16 protein-coding genes are annotated in these 15,329 nt (G+C 63.7%); 11 read left to right on the plus strand and 5 right to left on the minus strand.

Features of this window, described 5'->3' with window-relative positions:
• The first annotated feature begins 30 nt into the window (after window positions 1-30).
• From DPM35_RS21105 to hflX, 5 genes are all read left to right on the plus strand, one after another.
• Complete coding sequence (locus tag DPM35_RS21105) at window positions 31-2,322, plus strand: sensor histidine kinase NtrY-like (protein ID WP_112129193.1); 2,292 nt, start codon at window positions 31-33, stop codon at window positions 2,320-2,322.
• Window positions 2,312-3,673, plus strand: a complete 1,362-nt coding sequence (gene ntrX / locus DPM35_RS21110) for a nitrogen assimilation response regulator NtrX (RefSeq protein WP_112129194.1) — start codon at window positions 2,312-2,314, stop codon at window positions 3,671-3,673. Before DPM35_RS21105 ends, ntrX begins: the two co-directional genes overlap by 11 nt.
• Window positions 3,674-3,812: 139 nt before the next feature.
• Window positions 3,813-4,676 carry a D-amino-acid transaminase gene (locus tag DPM35_RS21115; RefSeq protein ID WP_112129195.1) on the plus strand — a complete coding sequence of 288 codons (864 nt, stop codon included), beginning with the start codon at window positions 3,813-3,815 and terminating at the stop codon, window positions 4,674-4,676.
• A 142-nt stretch (window positions 4,677-4,818) separates the two neighbouring features.
• Window positions 4,819-5,064, plus strand: a complete 246-nt coding sequence (hfq, locus tag DPM35_RS21120) for an RNA chaperone Hfq (RefSeq protein WP_006202172.1) — start codon at window positions 4,819-4,821, stop codon at window positions 5,062-5,064.
• Entirely contained in the window at window positions 5,065-6,453 is a 1,389-nt protein-coding gene (gene hflX, locus DPM35_RS21125) for a GTPase HflX (protein WP_112129196.1), read from the plus strand.
• Between the two features lie 8 nt (window positions 6,454-6,461).
• Here hflX and mazG read toward each other — a convergent pair whose 3' ends face one another.
• Both mazG and DPM35_RS21135 read right to left on the minus strand, forming a co-directional pair.
• On the minus strand, window positions 6,462-7,286 hold the full coding sequence (mazG, locus tag DPM35_RS21130) for a nucleoside triphosphate pyrophosphohydrolase (RefSeq protein ID WP_112129197.1): 825 nt from the start codon (window positions 7,284-7,286) through the stop codon (window positions 6,462-6,464).
• Between the two features lie 81 nt (window positions 7,287-7,367).
• Complete coding sequence (locus tag DPM35_RS21135; protein ID WP_112129198.1) at window positions 7,368-8,552, minus strand: amino acid aminotransferase; 1,185 nt, start codon at window positions 8,550-8,552, stop codon at window positions 7,368-7,370.
• Between the two features lie 132 nt (window positions 8,553-8,684).
• Between DPM35_RS21135 and DPM35_RS21140 the strand changes: the two genes are divergently transcribed.
• From DPM35_RS21140 to DPM35_RS21160, 5 genes are all read left to right on the plus strand, one after another.
• Window positions 8,685-9,218 (plus strand): sigma-70 family RNA polymerase sigma factor, encoded by a 534-nt coding sequence (locus tag DPM35_RS21140; RefSeq protein ID WP_425373400.1) that lies wholly within the window; start codon window positions 8,685-8,687, stop codon window positions 9,216-9,218.
• Window positions 9,215-9,988 (plus strand): anti-sigma factor family protein, encoded by a 774-nt coding sequence (locus tag DPM35_RS21145; RefSeq protein ID WP_112129200.1) that lies wholly within the window; start codon window positions 9,215-9,217, stop codon window positions 9,986-9,988. Before DPM35_RS21140 ends, DPM35_RS21145 begins: the two co-directional genes overlap by 4 nt.
• 35 nt (window positions 9,989-10,023) lie before the next feature.
• Entirely contained in the window at window positions 10,024-10,740 is a 717-nt protein-coding gene (locus tag DPM35_RS21150) for a Bax inhibitor-1/YccA family protein (protein WP_112129201.1), read from the plus strand.
• A gap of 174 nt (window positions 10,741-10,914) precedes the next feature.
• Window positions 10,915-11,790, plus strand: coding sequence for an aldose 1-epimerase family protein (locus DPM35_RS21155; protein ID WP_112129202.1), 876 nt, complete (start codon window positions 10,915-10,917; stop codon window positions 11,788-11,790).
• Between the two features lie 3 nt (window positions 11,791-11,793).
• Complete coding sequence (locus DPM35_RS21160; RefSeq protein ID WP_112129203.1) at window positions 11,794-12,213, plus strand: hypothetical protein; 420 nt, start codon at window positions 11,794-11,796, stop codon at window positions 12,211-12,213.
• A gap of 71 nt (window positions 12,214-12,284) precedes the next feature.
• Here DPM35_RS21160 and DPM35_RS21165 read toward each other — a convergent pair whose 3' ends face one another.
• Together DPM35_RS21165 and DPM35_RS21170 are read right to left on the minus strand one after the other, a co-directional pair.
• Window positions 12,285-13,028: an outer membrane protein gene (locus tag DPM35_RS21165; RefSeq protein ID WP_112129204.1), complete on the minus strand. Its 744-nt coding sequence runs from the start codon at window positions 13,026-13,028 to the stop codon at window positions 12,285-12,287.
• A gap of 194 nt (window positions 13,029-13,222) precedes the next feature.
• The gene (locus DPM35_RS21170) at window positions 13,223-14,134 is read right to left on the minus strand and encodes an agmatinase (protein WP_112129205.1); all 912 of its coding nucleotides are present in this window, start codon (window positions 14,132-14,134) and stop codon (window positions 13,223-13,225) included.
• A 117-nt stretch (window positions 14,135-14,251) separates the two neighbouring features.
• Here DPM35_RS21170 and DPM35_RS21175 point away from each other — a divergent pair, with 117 nt between their 5' ends.
• Complete coding sequence (locus tag DPM35_RS21175) at window positions 14,252-14,812, plus strand: lysozyme inhibitor LprI family protein (protein WP_112129206.1); 561 nt, start codon at window positions 14,252-14,254, stop codon at window positions 14,810-14,812.
• A 160-nt stretch (window positions 14,813-14,972) separates the two neighbouring features.
• On the opposite strand, the gene DPM35_RS21180 is transcribed toward DPM35_RS21175, so the two are convergent.
• Complete coding sequence (locus DPM35_RS21180; RefSeq protein ID WP_112129207.1) at window positions 14,973-15,317, minus strand: VOC family protein; 345 nt, start codon at window positions 15,315-15,317, stop codon at window positions 14,973-14,975.
• Window positions 15,318-15,329 lie beyond the last annotated feature (12 nt).

Below are 15,329 nucleotides of genomic sequence, written 5' to 3' on the forward strand. Positions count from 1 at the left end.
CCGACGCAATGACCGACTCTGTACCGCGACATGGCAGCTGAGGCTCCGACCCTGAACCAACCGCTTTTCAGTCAGGCCGGCACGCGTGACGGCCGACGGCTGCTGGCGCTGCCCGGCGTGGTCGCCATCGCCGGCGCGGTGATCACGGCGGCGATCTCGTTTGCCATCCTGGTCGGGGCAACGCCGATCGCGCCGACCGCCGACACGACCTGGGCCTTGGTCGCGGCCAACGCCGTCTTCGTTCTGTTCCTGATCGCGCTGATCGCCCGCGAGGTGCGTCGCATCGTCCTGGCGCGGCGCCATGGCAGGGCCGCCTCACGGCTGCATGTGCGCATCGTCGCGATGTTCGCCCTGGTTGCCGCCATCCCGGCCATCATGGTGGCGATCATCGCCTCGATCACGCTCGACATCGGCCTCGACCGCTGGTTCGAGATCCGCACCAAGACGATCGTCAACTCGTCGCTGTCGATCGCCGACGCCTATGTGCAGGAGAACGCGCGCAACCTGCAGGGCACGACATTGTCGATGGCATACGATCTCGATGCCTCGCGCACGCTCTATGGCCTCGACCGGGGCGGTTTCCTCGATCTGCTGAACAAGGAAGCCGTTGGACGCGGACTGGCGCATGCGGCCCTGATCAAGCCCGACGGCTCGTTCGTCATGAACGCCAAGACCGATGCCGATTTCCCGATGCCCGAGCCGCCGCCGGGCGCCGTCGACACCGCGGCCGACGGTAAGCCGGTTCTGATAGAGCCGCGCACCCGCAACATCATGGGCGCCATCATCAAGCTGCGCGAGATCGAAGGGCTTTACCTCTATACGATCCGGCTGGTCGATCCCGACGTCATCAAGGCGCGCCAGATCGTCAAGGCCAACACCGACGAATACCGCAATCTGGAGGACAACCGCCGGACTTCGCAGGTCGCCTTTGCATTGCCTTACCTGTCGCTCACGCTGATCATTATCCTGTCAGCGATCTGGACCGGCATCGCCGTTGCCGACCGGATCGTGCGGCCAATCCGCCAGCTGATCGGCGCCGCCGACGAGGTGGCCACCGGTAATCTCGACGTCGCCGTGCCTGTGCGCCAATCCGACGGCGATGTCGCCTCGCTCGGCGAGACCTTCAACAACATGATCCTCGAGCTCAAATCGCAGCGCAACGAGCTCCTTTCGGCCAAGGATTTGATCGACGAGCGCCGGCGTTTCTCCGAGGCGGTGCTGGCCGGCGTCACCGCCGGCGTCATCGGCGTCGACCCCTACGGCATCATCACCATCGTCAATCGGTCGGCCGAAACCATGCTGGCGATTTCGGCAAGCGCGACGCTCGGCCAGAACCTTTCGGCGGTCCTGCCCCTTGTCGGCCGGGTCTTCGAGATCGGACGCCAGTCAGGCAAGCCGGTCTACCGCGAGCAGGTGACCTTCTTCCGCACCGGTCTGGAGCGCACTTTCAACGTCCAGGTCACCGTCGAGTCCGGCGACGACGGCGAGGAAGAGAAATCCTACGTGGTCACGGTCGACGACATCACCGATCTCGTCCAGGCGCAGCGTTCCTCGGCCTGGGCGGATGTGGCGCGGCGCATCGCGCATGAGATCAAGAACCCGCTGACGCCGATCCAGCTCTCGGCCGAGCGCATCAGGCGCCGCTACGGCAAGGTCATCACCGAGGATCGCGAGGTCTTCGACCAGTGCACCGACACCATCATCCGCCAGGTCGAGGACATCGGCCGAATGGTCGACGAATTCTCGGCCTTCGCCCGCATGCCGAAGCCGGAGATGAAGGCGATCGATCTGCGTGAGTCGCTACGCGAGGCCTCTTTCCTGGTCGAGGTCAGCCGCCCCGACATCGCTTTCCAGCGCGATTTCGGCAGCGAGCCGTTGAAGGGTACTTTCGACAGCCGCCTGATGGCGCAGGCCTTCGGCAACGTCATCAAGAACGCCGCCGAGGCAATTGACGGACTTGATTCGGAGGATCGGTCGGACGGCGCAATCCGGATTCAAGCGGGGCGCCAAGATGGCGCCATACGAATCGATGTTATCGACAACGGCAAGGGGCTGCCGCGCGAGAATCGCCAACGGCTTCTCGAGCCCTATATGACGACGCGCGAGAAGGGCACAGGACTTGGCCTCGCTATCGTCAAGAAGATCGTGGAAGACCATGGCGGCCGTCTCGAATTGCACGACGCGCCAGTGGATTTCCATGGTGGCCGGGGCGCGATGATCTCGATCATCCTGCCGCCGGCGACGGTCGTAGCCGCGCCGCCACGCGGTGAAGGTCGAAACGAACACGAACGAGAAACTGAAAAGGTCGGTAATGGCGTCTGACATTCTCATCGTCGATGACGAGGAAGACATCCGCGAACTTGTCGCCGGTATCCTGAGCGACGAGGGTCACGAAACCCGTACGGCGCATGACGCCGACAGCGCGCTTGCGGCGATCGCCGATCGCGCGCCGCGGCTGATTTTCCTCGACATCTGGCTGCAAGGCTCGCGCCTCGACGGCCTGGCGCTGCTCGACGAGATCAAGACCATGCATCCGAACATGCCGGTGGTGATGATTTCCGGCCACGGCAACATCGAAACGGCGGTGTCGGCCATCCGGCGCGGCGCCTATGACTTCATCGAGAAGCCGTTCAAGGCCGATCGCCTGATCCTGATCGCCGAGCGAGCGCTTGAAACGTCCAAGTTGCGGCGTGAGGTTTCCGACCTCAAGCAGCGCAGCGGCGAGACCTTCGACCTGATCGGCATGTCGTCGGCCATGAGCCAGCTGCGGCAGACCATCGAGCGCGTGGCGCCCACCAACAGCCGCGTCATGATCGTCGGCCCGTCCGGCTCCGGCAAGGAACTGACGGCGCGCGCGATCCACGCGCTGTCGTCGCGCAAGGCTGGTCCTTTCGTCACGCTGAGCGCGGCCACCATCACGCCCGAGCGCATGGAGATCGAGCTTTTCGGCACCGAATCGAACGGCACCGAGCGCAAGGTCGGCGCGCTGGAGGAAGCGCATCGCGGCATCCTCTACATCGACGAAGTCGCCGATATGCCGCGCGAGACGCAAAACAAGATCCTGCGCGTGCTGGTCGAGCAGCAGTTCGAGCGGGTAGGCGGCACCAAGCGCGTCAAGGTCGATGTCCGCATCATCTCTTCCACCTCGCAGAACCTCGAGGCGATGATCGCCGACGGCCGCTTCCGCGAGGACCTTTACCATCGCCTGGCGGTCGTCCCGGTGATGGTGCCCGGGCTCGCCGAGCGGCGCGAGGACATTCCCTATCTCGTCGACAATTTCATGAAGCAGATCGCGCGCCAGGCCGGCATCAAGCCGCGCCGCATCGGCGACGACGCGCTGGCGGTGCTGCAGGCGCATAACTGGCCGGGCAATGTTCGCCAGTTGCGCAACAATGTCGAGCGGCTGATGATTCTGGCGCGTGGCGGGGAAGCCGATGCGCCGATCACCGCCGACCTTCTGCCCTCCGAGATCGGTGACGTGATGCCACGCACGCCCAACCAGTCGGACCAGCACATCATGGCGCTGCCATTGCGCGAGGCACGCGAGCAATTCGAGAAGGACTATCTGATCGCCCAGATCAACCGCTTCGGCGGCAACATCTCGAAGACGGCCGAATTCATCGGCATGGAGCGGTCGGCCTTGCATCGTAAGCTGAAGTCGCTGGGTGTGTAAAAGCAATTCCAGGAAAAGTGCGCGGCGGTTTTCCGTCCGGAATTGCGTAAACTCCAAAGGGCGGCTTGGCCCACGCGATTGTTCATTACGGCCGAGGCGGAATCGCCTAAGAAGGCCGGACATTTCCCTGAGGATGCCCATGCCGCGCATTGCCTATGTCAACGGGCGCTACGTCGTCCATGCCCAAGCCAGCGTGCACATCGAGGACCGCGGCTACCAGTTTGCCGACGGCGTCTATGAGGTCTGCGAGGTGGCGCGTGGCCATATCGTCGACATGCCGCGCCATCTGGCCCGGCTCAAGCGCTCGCTGAAGGAACTGTCGATCGCCTGGCCGGTCTCGGAAGGCGTGCTGCCGATGCTGTTGCGCGAGGTGGTCAATCGCAACGGCGTGGTCAACGGCCTTGTCTATGTGCAGGTGACACGCGGCGTCGCCAGCCGCGAGTTCGTCTTTCCGCCGGCGGGGACGAAATCTTCCCTGGTCATAACCGCCAGAAAGGCCGATCCGGCCACGGCGGCGAAGCGGGTGGAGACCGGCATCAAGGTCATCACCGTGCCTGAGAATCGCTGGGACCGCGTCGACATCAAGAGCACGGGCCTGTTGCCCAATGTGCTCGCCAAGCAGAAGGCCAAGGAAGCCGGCGCCCAGGAAGCCTGGTTCGTCGACGCCGACGGCAACGTCAAGGAAGGCGGCTCATCCAATGCCTGGATCGTGACCCGGGACGGCGTCCTGGTGACCCGGCCGGCCGAGCACGGCATCCTGCGCGGTATCACCCGCACGACGCTTTTCGATGTCGCCGCCAAGCTCGGCCTCAAGATCGAGGAGCGTGGTTTTTCGGTCACGGAGGCCAAGGCAGCCAGGGAAGCGTTCATCAGTTCAGCGACCACAATCGCCATGCCGGTGGTCGAAATCGACGGCGCGCCGATCGCAAATGGCCATCCTGGCTCTATGACACTTTCGTTGCGGCAGGCCTTTTTTGACGTTGCGGAAAAAAGTCCAGCCTGATAACCGCACAACTGGTATGAACCTCAACTATCTCGTTCTGCTTGCCTTTGTATCGGCAAGAGGGGGTTTGCGCGCTTGACAGGTGCCGCGTAATTTGGCGCATTGGCCGCAAACCGAAGGGGATCGGCGAAAGACAAGAAAAATGGCGGAACGATCGCAAAACCTTCAGGACCTGTTCCTGAATTCAGTTCGCAAGAGCAAAAATCCACTTACCATCTTCCTCATCAACGGCGTGAAGCTGACCGGCGTCGTCACTTCGTTCGACAATTTTTGTGTGTTGTTGCGGCGTGACGGGCACTCCCAGCTCGTCTACAAGCACGCCATTTCCACGATCATGCCGAGCCAGCCGGTTCAGATGTTCGATGGCGAGGAAAGCCAGGGCGCCTGATTGGCACGTGATAAGGACGCGGACCGCAGCGTTCGCGGAAAACAAGGACATCAACTCGGGCCGGAAGCCAAGGATCCGACCCGAGCCGTTGTCATTGTGCCGGTGCTTACCCGCCAGCCGCGCGGCGACGAAGAGTCGAGCCGCCCGCGCCTGAGCCGCTCTGCGGATGCCCGCCACGATGAAGCGGTCGGGCTGGCCAGCGCCATCGATCTCAACCCGGTTCACACCGCGGTGGTGACGGTCGCCGACCCGCGCCCGGCCACGCTGCTCGGCAGCGGCAAGGTGGCCGAGTTCGCCGACATCGTGAAAGAACGCAAGGCGGAACTGGTCATCGTCGACCATCCGCTGACGCCGGTTCAGCAGCGCAATCTCGAAAAGGAACTGAACGCCAAGGTGCTCGATCGCACCGGGCTCATTCTAGAGATTTTTGGCGAACGGGCGCGCACCAAGGAAGGCACGCTGCAGGTCGAGCTCGCGCATCTCAACTACCAGAAGGGCCGGCTGGTGCGCAGCTGGACCCACCTCGAGCGGCAGCGCGGCGGCGCCGGTTTCCTCGGCGGTCCCGGCGAAACCCAGATCGAATCCGACCGCCGCATCCTGCAGGACAAGATCACCAAGCTGAAGCACGAGCTGGAAACGGTGCGGCGCACGCGCGACCTGCACCGCGCCAAGCGCAAGAAGGTGCCTTTTCCGGTGGTGGCGATCGTCGGCTACACCAATGCCGGCAAGTCGACGCTGTTCAACCGGCTGACTGGGGCAGGGGTGCTGGCCGAGGACATGCTGTTCGCGACGCTCGACCCCACCTTGCGGCGCGTGCGACTGCCGCACGGCACGCCGATCATCCTGTCGGACACGGTGGGCTTCATCTCCGACCTGCCGACGCATCTGGTGGCCGCCTTCCGGGCCACACTGGAAGAGGTCGTCGAAGCCGATCTGGTGCTGCATCTGCGCGACATTTCCGATCCCGACACGGCGGCCCAGGCTGAGGATGTCGAGCGTATCCTTGGTGATCTCGGCGTCGACGCCGCCGACACCAACCGCGTGATTGAGGTCTGGAACAAGATCGATCTGCTCGACGAAGGCAATCGCGAGCGGCTGCTAGCGCAGGGCGCAAGCGACAAGTCCCCACCGATCGCCATCTCGGCGGTGACCGGCGAGGGAATAGACACGCTGAAAGCGCTCATTGAGGCGCGCGTGTCGGGCGAGCTGGAAACGATGACGGTGACGTTGAGCCCGGCCCAGCTCGGCCAGGTCGACTGGCTCTACCGCAACGGCGATGTCGTTTCGCGCGCCGACAATGAAGATGGCAGCGTCACCCTGTCGCTGACGGCCACGCACAGCGCCCGGCAGGAGATAGAGAACCGCCTGCATCGCAAGAGCGGCAGCTAACCGGCTGTTTACTTGGCGCTTTTGGCCTGCTGCCAGAGTGCTTCCATCTCGTCGAGCGTCGCCTTCTCCAGCGAATCGCCCGAAGCCGCCAAGGCTTGCTCGACATAGTGGAAGCGGGAACGGAACTTTTCATTGGTGCCGCTGAGCGCCGCTTCCGAGTCGAGCTTGAGGTGGCGGCCGAGATTGACGACGGCAAACAGCATGTCGCCGAACTCGTCCTTGATCGGAGCCGCGTCACCGGTAGCGAGCGCTTCGCGCAATTCGCCAATCTCTTCCTCGATCTTGTCGAGGATCGGCGCTGCCTCGCTCCAGTCGAAACCGACGCGCGCCGCCTTCTCCTGTAGCTTCAGCGCTCGCGTCAGGGCAGGGAGCGCCACCGGCACGCTGTCGAGAAAACCTTTGCCGTGATCTTCCGGATCGAGCCCGCGCGCGATGCGGGCGTCGCGCTTCTCGGCCTTTTCCGCCGCCTTGATCTTCTCCCACATGCCCTTGGCCATTCCGGCGCTGCGCGCCTTCTCATCGCCGAAGACATGCGGATGGCGGCGGATCATCTTGGTGGTGATGGCCTCGACGACATCGCCGAAAGCAAACTCACCGATCTCCTCGGCCATCTGCGCGTGATAGACGACCTGGAGCAGCAGGTCGCCCAGTTCCTCGCGCAGGTCGTCGAAATCGCCGCGCGCGATCGCATCGGCCACTTCATAGGCCTCCTCGATCGTGTAGGGCGCGATGGTCGTGAAATTCTGCTCGATATCCCAGGGGCAGCCGGTCTTCGGCGCGCGCAGCGCCGCCATGATCTCGATCAGCCGGGAAATGTCTTTCGACGGTTTCATAGCCTCAAGCCTAACGCGCAGCCCGCAAGCCGACCATCTCGGCGGCTCGCTGGCGTGACTTGTCCACAGCTGTCGCAGGCTTCAGTCGAGCACCGAGACGATCGCCTTGGCGAGATCGTCCATGCCGTCTTCCGGCAGGCCTGCGACGTTGATGCGGCTGTCACCGACCATATAGACGGCATGCTCGGTGCGCAGGCGCTCGACCTGTGCCTCCGTCAGCCCAAGCCTGGAAAACATGCCGCGATGGCTGGCGACGAAATCGAAGCGGTCGGAGTTGGACTGCCGGCGCAGCGCCTCTGCGAAGGCGACGCGGAGTCTCAGCATGCGCAGCCGCATCTCCTCGAGCTCCGTCTCCCAGTCTTTCCTCAGACCAGCGTCTTCCAGCACCATGCGCACGGCCGCCGCGCCATGATCCGGCGGCATCGAATAGAGCGCGCGCGCCGCCGCCAGCATCTGGCTCATCGCCACGTCCGCCTGCGCGCCGTCCTTGGCCATGATCATCGCGGCGCCCACGCGGTCACGATAGACGGCGAAATTCTTCGAGCAGCTCGAGGCGACGACCAATTCAGGAACCCTGCCGGCCAGCAGCCGCAGACCCGCGGCGTCGACGTCCAGGCCCTCGCCAAAGCCTTGATAGGCGATATCAACGAAAGGCAGCAGGCCGCGCTCCAGGAGAACGTCGGCGACCTTCGCCCACTGATCGAGATCGAGATTGGCGCCGGTCGGGTTGTGGCAGCAGCCATGCAGCAGCACGGCATCGCCGCTGTTAGCCGTCCTGAGCGTCGCCAGCATCTCGTCGAAGCGGACGGAACCCGAAGCGGCATCGAAATAGGGATAGTTGCGAACCTCAAGGCCGGCGGCGCGCATCACGGGCGGATGGTTCGGCCAGGTCGGATCGGACAGCCAGACGGTCGCGCCGGGGCGCGTGCGCTGCAGCAGCTCCGCCACCAGCCTGAGCGCGCCTGAGCCGCCCGGCGCCTGGGCTGCGCGGATGCGCGACAGGTCGGCCTTGTCGCCAAAGGTAAGCTTGGTCATGGCGGCGTTGAAGCCGGTATCGCCGGCAAGGCCGAGATAGGTCTTGGTGTCCTGGGTGGCCAGCAGCTGCTTCTCGGCTTCGCGCACGGCGCGCATCACCGGCGTCTTGCCGTCGATGTCCTTGTAGACGCCGACACCAAGGTCGACTTTGCCGGGCCGTGGATCGTTGCGATAGAGGCCGATCAGGGCAAGGATCTTGTCGGCGGGTGCGGGCTGCAGGGTCTCGAACATCGAAAAGGACTCCAATGGCGGCGGAGTGATACGCAAATCGCACCCGCCGCGCCAGCGGTTTCCTCACAGACGGCGACACGAAAAGAATGCCGGGCAGGGGATTAAATTCCCTACATGCTCCGTAAACAGGGCATGAAACAGTCGATGGCACGCTTCGATATTGTCGGGCAGTTGGGATCGCTGCGGCGCTACGCGCGCTCGCTGACGCGCGACAGCGCCGACGCCGAGGATCTCGTCCATGACACGCTGGTGCGCGCCTATGAGCGGCGCACGACCTTTCGCTCGGGCGGCAATCTGCGCGCCTGGCTCTTGGCGATCGTGCACAACGTGTTCATCGACCGCATGCGCTCGCGCCGCTCCGAGGCGGCGCGCATCGAACAGGTCGGTCTTGTCGCCGACCAGAGCGTGCCGGCGTCGCAGGACCATTCGGTGCGCCTATCGCAGGTCAGGCAGGCATTTCTTTCGCTTCCCGAAGAACAGCGCTCTGCGCTCCATCTCGTCGCCATCGAGGGACTTTCCTACCAGCAGGCGGCCGAGGTCATCGGCGTGCCGCTCGGAACGCTGATGTCGCGCATCGGCCGCGCGCGTGCCGCGCTGCGCGAGATGGAGGAGGGCGCTCCGCCGAAAGCCAGGCCTCATCTCAGGATCGTGGGAGACGATCAATGACCGCTAGTGTCGACCCCGTGACCGATGCCGATCTCGACGCCTATGTCGACGATCAGCTGGATGTCGCCCGCCGCATCGAAGTCGAGGCGCACCTCGCCGCCCGCCCGGAAGCGGCGGCGCGCGTGATGTCGGACCTGAGGACGCGCGACGAACTTCGCGTCGCGCTTGCCGGACCCGTCGGCACGGCCCGTCCGGCCACGACCGAAGCGGCCCGGCGGCTGGAAAGAGCGCTCGCCAGGGCGCGTATGCTTGCGGTGCTGCAGCGCGGCGCGGCCGCGGCCGTGCTGGTCGCGGCGGGTTGGCTTGCCAACGGTATTTTCGGGCCGATCGCGGTGACCAAGGTGGTCGCCTCGACGCAGCCGCCCACCTATGTCGAGGACGCGGTCAGGGCGCACCGCACGACTTTGGTGCGCGAGACGATGCCGTCGCAGAAAGAGGCGCCGGGCTACGATGCCGACGAGATCCGCGCCGCCACCGCGATCGTCATGCCATCGCTGCCCGACGACTGGAAGATCCGTGACGTCCAGGTCTATCCCTCGCAATTTGGGCCGAGCGTCGAGGTGGCGGTCGAGACCAGGGACCTCGGCCTCGTCTCGCTGTTCGCCATCAGGCCGGGCACGTTCGACGTGGTGAAGCCGACGGTCGCGCCCGCCGACGACATTTCGTCGGCCTATTTCCAGATCGGTGAGGTTGCCTATGCGGTGGTCGGGCGCGGCGACGCCGGCAGCCTCGATCGAGCCGCAGAGAAACTCGCCAGAACTCTCTACTGAAACCCGACGCTTTGCAGAGAACCAAGGAGAACCGAATGAACAGCCCCAATCTGGGATACCGAATGGGCACCGGCGTCCAGGCCGGAGCCGTCTATGACGAGGGCCTGCGCAAGCACATGCTGCGCGTCTACAACTACATGGGCCTCGGCCTCGTCGTCACCGGCCTCGTCGCCTTTTTCGTGGCCTCGACGCCGGCGCTCTACGTGCCGATCTTCTCCAGCCCGCTGAAATGGGTGGTGATGCTGGCGCCGCTCGCCTTCGTCATGATCTTTTCGTTCAAGATGCAGACCATGTCGGCGGCGAGCGCACAGACGATGTTCTGGGCCTTCTGCGCGGTGATGGGCCTGTCGCTTGCCTCGGTGTTCCTGGTCTTCACCTCGACCAGCATCGCGCGCACCTTCTTCATCGCCGCCACGATGTTCGGCGCCACCAGCCTCTACGGCTACACGACCAGGCGCGACCTGACGCAGTTCTCGTCCTTCCTGATCATGGGCCTGATCGGCGTGGTGATCGCAAGCCTGGTCAACCTGTTCCTCGGCTCGACCGCGCTGCAATTCGCCATCTCGGTGATCGGCATTGCCGTCTTCGTCGGCCTCACCGCCTGGGACACGCAGACCATCAAGGAGCAGTATGCGGAGAATTTTGATGCGGCATCGCAGCAGAAGCTCGCCGTCTTCGGCGCCTTCTCGCTCTATCTGAACTTCGTCAACATCTTCCAGCTCCTCCTGAATTTCACCGGCGAGCGCGAATAGTCGGGCCGTAGCAGGCAACATTGCTGACCTCGGCGTGGCCGGAGGGGAACCTCCGGCCATTTTTGTCGACCGCGCCCAAAGCGTCCACGACCAAGAGGGGCTGTCTGCCGCGCTTGAGTTTACGCGCGGCCTTTTGCTAGCCTGCCGGCCAGACCAGCCAGCCGCGAGGACGCAATGGAACAGCTGACGCTTCACGCTGATGGGATTTCGGCGACCATCGTCGGGCAGGGGGCCGAACTGGTCTCGCTGCGCGATGGCGACGGCACCGAGCTTCTGTGGCAAGCAGGGCCGGCCTGGCGCCGCCATTCGCCGGTCCTGTTCCCGATCGTCGGTCGGCTGAAGGGCGATCAGCTGAGGCATCGCGGGCAAACCTATCCGATGACGCAGCATGGCTTTGCCCGCGACCGGCGCTTTGCCTGGGCGGAGCAGGGGGCAACCTCCTGCACATTGGTTCTGTCGAATGACGCCGAGACCAGGGCGCGCTATCCCTTCGCCTTTCGCCTCGCCATCGGGTACGAGGTGACACCCCGGCAGCTCGGCGTGACCTTCGAGATCACCAATACCGGCGACGAGCCGCTGCCGGCCTCGATCGGTGCGCATCCGGCGTTCAATTGGCCGCTGCTGCCGGAACTGCCCAAGGAAGCCTATCGGCTGACCTTCGCCGACGATGAACCTGCGCCGGTCCGCCGCCTGAAGGACGGTCTGCTGCTGCCGGACCCGCAAACGACGCCCATTGAGGGAAAGACGCTGCCCCTTTCCGAAAAATTGTTCGTCGACGACGCCGTCATCCTCGACAGGCCGGCCAGCACCAGCGTGCGCTACACCGCCGGCCGCGGCCCGGCGATCGAGATGTCATGGCAGGGATTCAACGAGCTCGGCATCTGGTCCAAGCCCGGCGGCGCGCCTTTCCTGTGCATCGAGCCCTGGCACGGCATCGCCAGTCCCATCGATTTCGACGGCGAGTTCGCCGACAAGCCTGGTGCCATGCTGATCGAGCCGGGCGGCCGGCGCGTTCTGAGCTACCGGGTCGGCCTCAGCCGGGAACCGTAGAGCATGGCATACGCCATCAAGGCCGAGATCGAGGACCCGCGGGCGGAGACATTCGTCTTCGCCGCCCAGAAAACCATGTATGGCGGCAAGCGCATTGCCCAAGGCGATGCCGTCTTCCTGTTCGCCAGTGAGAACGAAGGCGGGCAGGGGCTTGTCGCACGCGGCGTCGTGACTTCCTCGGAGGCCGTCCCCAGACATCCCGATCTCGAACGGCAGACGCCGCGCGTCAGCGTTTCCATTCGCCGCACCGCCTTGGCGAAGAGGCGGTTGGGCCGCGATGAGCTCAAGCGCTTCAAGGATTGGAACGACGGCCGGCCCGAGAGCGAGCTCAATTTCAAATTCTACCGCCAGGCGACGAACAAGATCGTCGGCATCTCGGACGTGGCGGCCGCATTTCTCGACGGGTTTTTCCAGCACCCGTGACCGCTGAAGGGACCGCAAAAAGGAAAGCCCGGCGCGGGGCCGGGCCAATCCAATTCGGGACTATCGATCGGTCAGTTGCCGAACTTGTAGCTCAACCTCGCCATGACGACTTCGGCCCTGGCCTTGACCTTGTACGTCTCCGGATTGTTTCCGAGGGAACCGTTGTCGAACACGTTGGGTCCGGTGCTGGTCTTGGAGCCGAGATCGATATGCGTGTAGTCGACGCCGAGGCTTAGCTTGTCGGTGAGGGCATAGTCGATGCCTGCGCCAATAGCGTAGCCGTTATGCCAGTCGTGCTGCTCGTAAGTGACGAGAGCGTCATTGTCGCGCGCCTTGAAGCCGACCTCGCCGCCGGCATAGCCGCCCTTGGCGTAGATCAGAACGCGGTCGAAGGCATAGCCGATCCGGCCTACCACTGTTGCGTAATGCTGGATTCGACCGGTCTCGGTATCGCTGTCCGGAAAATAGGGGCTGACGACCGTCTTCCTTATTCCCGTCGCAGTCCACGAGGCTTCGCCGCCCAGCACGAATTGGTTCCACTGATACTGGGCGCCGACATGCACACCGCCGGCGATATTCGTATCGCGGAAATGGAACCCCTCGGTTCCGGCGGGAACCGCATCGGTAAAGAAACCGCCATCCGGCTGCGTGACGTCGGTGGCTTTTATGTCGCCATTGGCGACGCCGATATGCGCGCCGGCATAAAAGCCGCTCCAGTCATAAGGCGATCCGGCGACCGGACTAACCATATCCGCGGCCGAAGCAGCGGTCGCGCTGAGCCCTGCCAGCGCGACAATTGCAATAAGTCTATTCACTGAATTCCTCCGATCCACCCAAATCCCATCGGTGCTTGAACATAGACGAATATTTGAAAATAAAGTGTGATGAATTAGCCGCACTGCCTACAAAATCGGCACGACGGACATAGGTGCATCTAAAACAGTAATCACTAATATAGATGAGCCGAACGAGTCTTGACTGGCCGAAAAACTAAGAAGTAGCCGAGCTTCTACATTTGGCGAACGATAGCGCCGATCGCGTTGACGAGAAGCCGCGAAGCGGTGACGGCGGAGAGGCCATCGATGTCGGCGGGCGGATAGAGTTCGACGAGGTCGAACCCCGCGATCCTGGCCCGCTTGCCGAGGCCGGCGATCAGGTCGATCGCTTGCGTGTAGGTGAGGCCGCCAGGCGTGCGCGCGGCCACGCCCGGCATGATGCCAGGATCGAGGCTGTCGCAGTCGAGAGTGACGACGACCTGCGCGCCTTCGGGAATATGCCGCAGAGCGACCTCCACGCCGTGAGCGTGAAGCTCGCGGGCTGTTACGAAGCGGCTGCCATAGCCCCGCGCCGCTTCGATTTCGGCGATGCGCGCGCTGCCGACGCTGCGCAGGCCGACTTGCACCATGCCTGCCACATGCGGCATCTCACTCGCCCGCCGCATCGGGCTCGAATAGCCGTAGCGTTCGCCATGCACCTCGTCGCGCCAGTCGATATGGGCGTCGATCTGCAGGATCCAGATCGGTCCACGGTCGGCAAAGCCGGCAAGGAACGGAACGACGACGGAATCGTCGCCGCCAAGCATGATCGGCACGGCCTGCAAGGACAGGATCTCGCGCGTCCTTGCCTCGATCCGGGCCCGGTTGCCGGCATTGTCGTGCATGATGGTCAAGATGTCGCCGGTGTCGGTGCAGCAGCCCGGTCTGCCATTGAACAATGGACCACCGAGATCGAAATCCCAGTGCTCGACCAGCGAGGCATCGCCTTGGCTGGCGGTGCGGATGGCGTTGGCGGCCTCGGCATAGCCGCTACTGTCCTTGCCGCGGTAGGTGCTTCCGTGACCAGCTCCGAAGATCATGGCTCGCGGCACGCGGCCGTCGGGGAGGCGATCGGGAAAGCCGAGAAAGGTAGGCAAGGCGGTCATTTTCCGGATGCTTTCATTGTTGCGCCGCGGGTCGGTGGCAGCCAGGGGCGGGGTGGTTGCTTCAGCCCGGAGTTTTGCGACAATTCCCGTCTCGCGCAACACAATGGGGCTACAGCGATGAAAAGCGTTCTGATGCTGGCGGTTTGTGCTTTGCTCCTTGCCGCCTTGTCGCCGGCAACGGCTGGGGAGAAATTACGGGTTTCGGACAAGGCGGCGCTTGCCGAATGCCTGAAATATGTCGGCGATTTCCCGGGTGACGTTCCCGGCGTGAACGATACGCCGACGCCGGCTATCCATATCGACAACGCCATCAAGCTCACCGGACACGAGCCTGCCTCGTGCATCAACTACGTGACCGAGTTGTGCTCCTTCGAGACCGACGACGGCCGCTCGCAACTGGGACTGATCGATTGCGCGAACCGCGAGGTCGCCGTGTGGGAGGACCGTCTCAACACGACCTACGCGGCGCTGATGGCCAAGGCCGCGCCCAAGGCGAAGGACGGCTACCGCAAGATGCAGCGCGCCTGGATCGCTTATCGCGACGCGCGATGCGCGGCGGAAGCGTCCGCCGAAACCGTCAACACCGATCGCCAGAGCAACATCATGGTCAGCTGCGCGCTCGACGCGACGGCCCGGCAGGCACTGATCATCGATGACGAGCTGTCGGATCTGCAGTGATCCGCAACAGCTTCGTACATTGGCGAGCAGGGCGCGGTGGCATCTCGCTTTCGCGTTGCCATATCAGAAAGTCGCATAAGATAGATTATGGAACTTATGGGGCGAGGCAAAGCCCGGAAACTCCGGGTTTCTTGGCGGCCGATGCGAAGCACATGGCTCACTAGCTCCGGGCGCGCTCGCGGATGAATATCTGGCGCCTTTCGGGATCAACCACGATGATGCGGCGCATGCCCGGCGTGGATTCGATGTCTCGCCAGACGGGAACCTTGGCTGTAAGCAGCCTCGCTCGAATACCTTCGAGATCGGTGACGTCAATGCCGAGCATTGTGCCCGGTGAGACGGAATCGTCGCCGGGATAGATCTCGAGAACCATTCCTTCATTGACGGCAGCCAAGTGCCGTGGCCCGGAGCCATGCTGTTCCTGGACGAACTTGAACCCAAGCAAGCGGTAGACGTCAGCCGTACGTTCGATATCACGGGCAAAGAGCGTCACGAAGCTAATCATCCGTCCTGATCC

It is taken from the genome of Mesorhizobium atlanticum (assembly GCF_003289965.1).
Taxonomy (GTDB): domain Bacteria; phylum Pseudomonadota; class Alphaproteobacteria; order Rhizobiales; family Rhizobiaceae; genus Mesorhizobium; species Mesorhizobium atlanticum.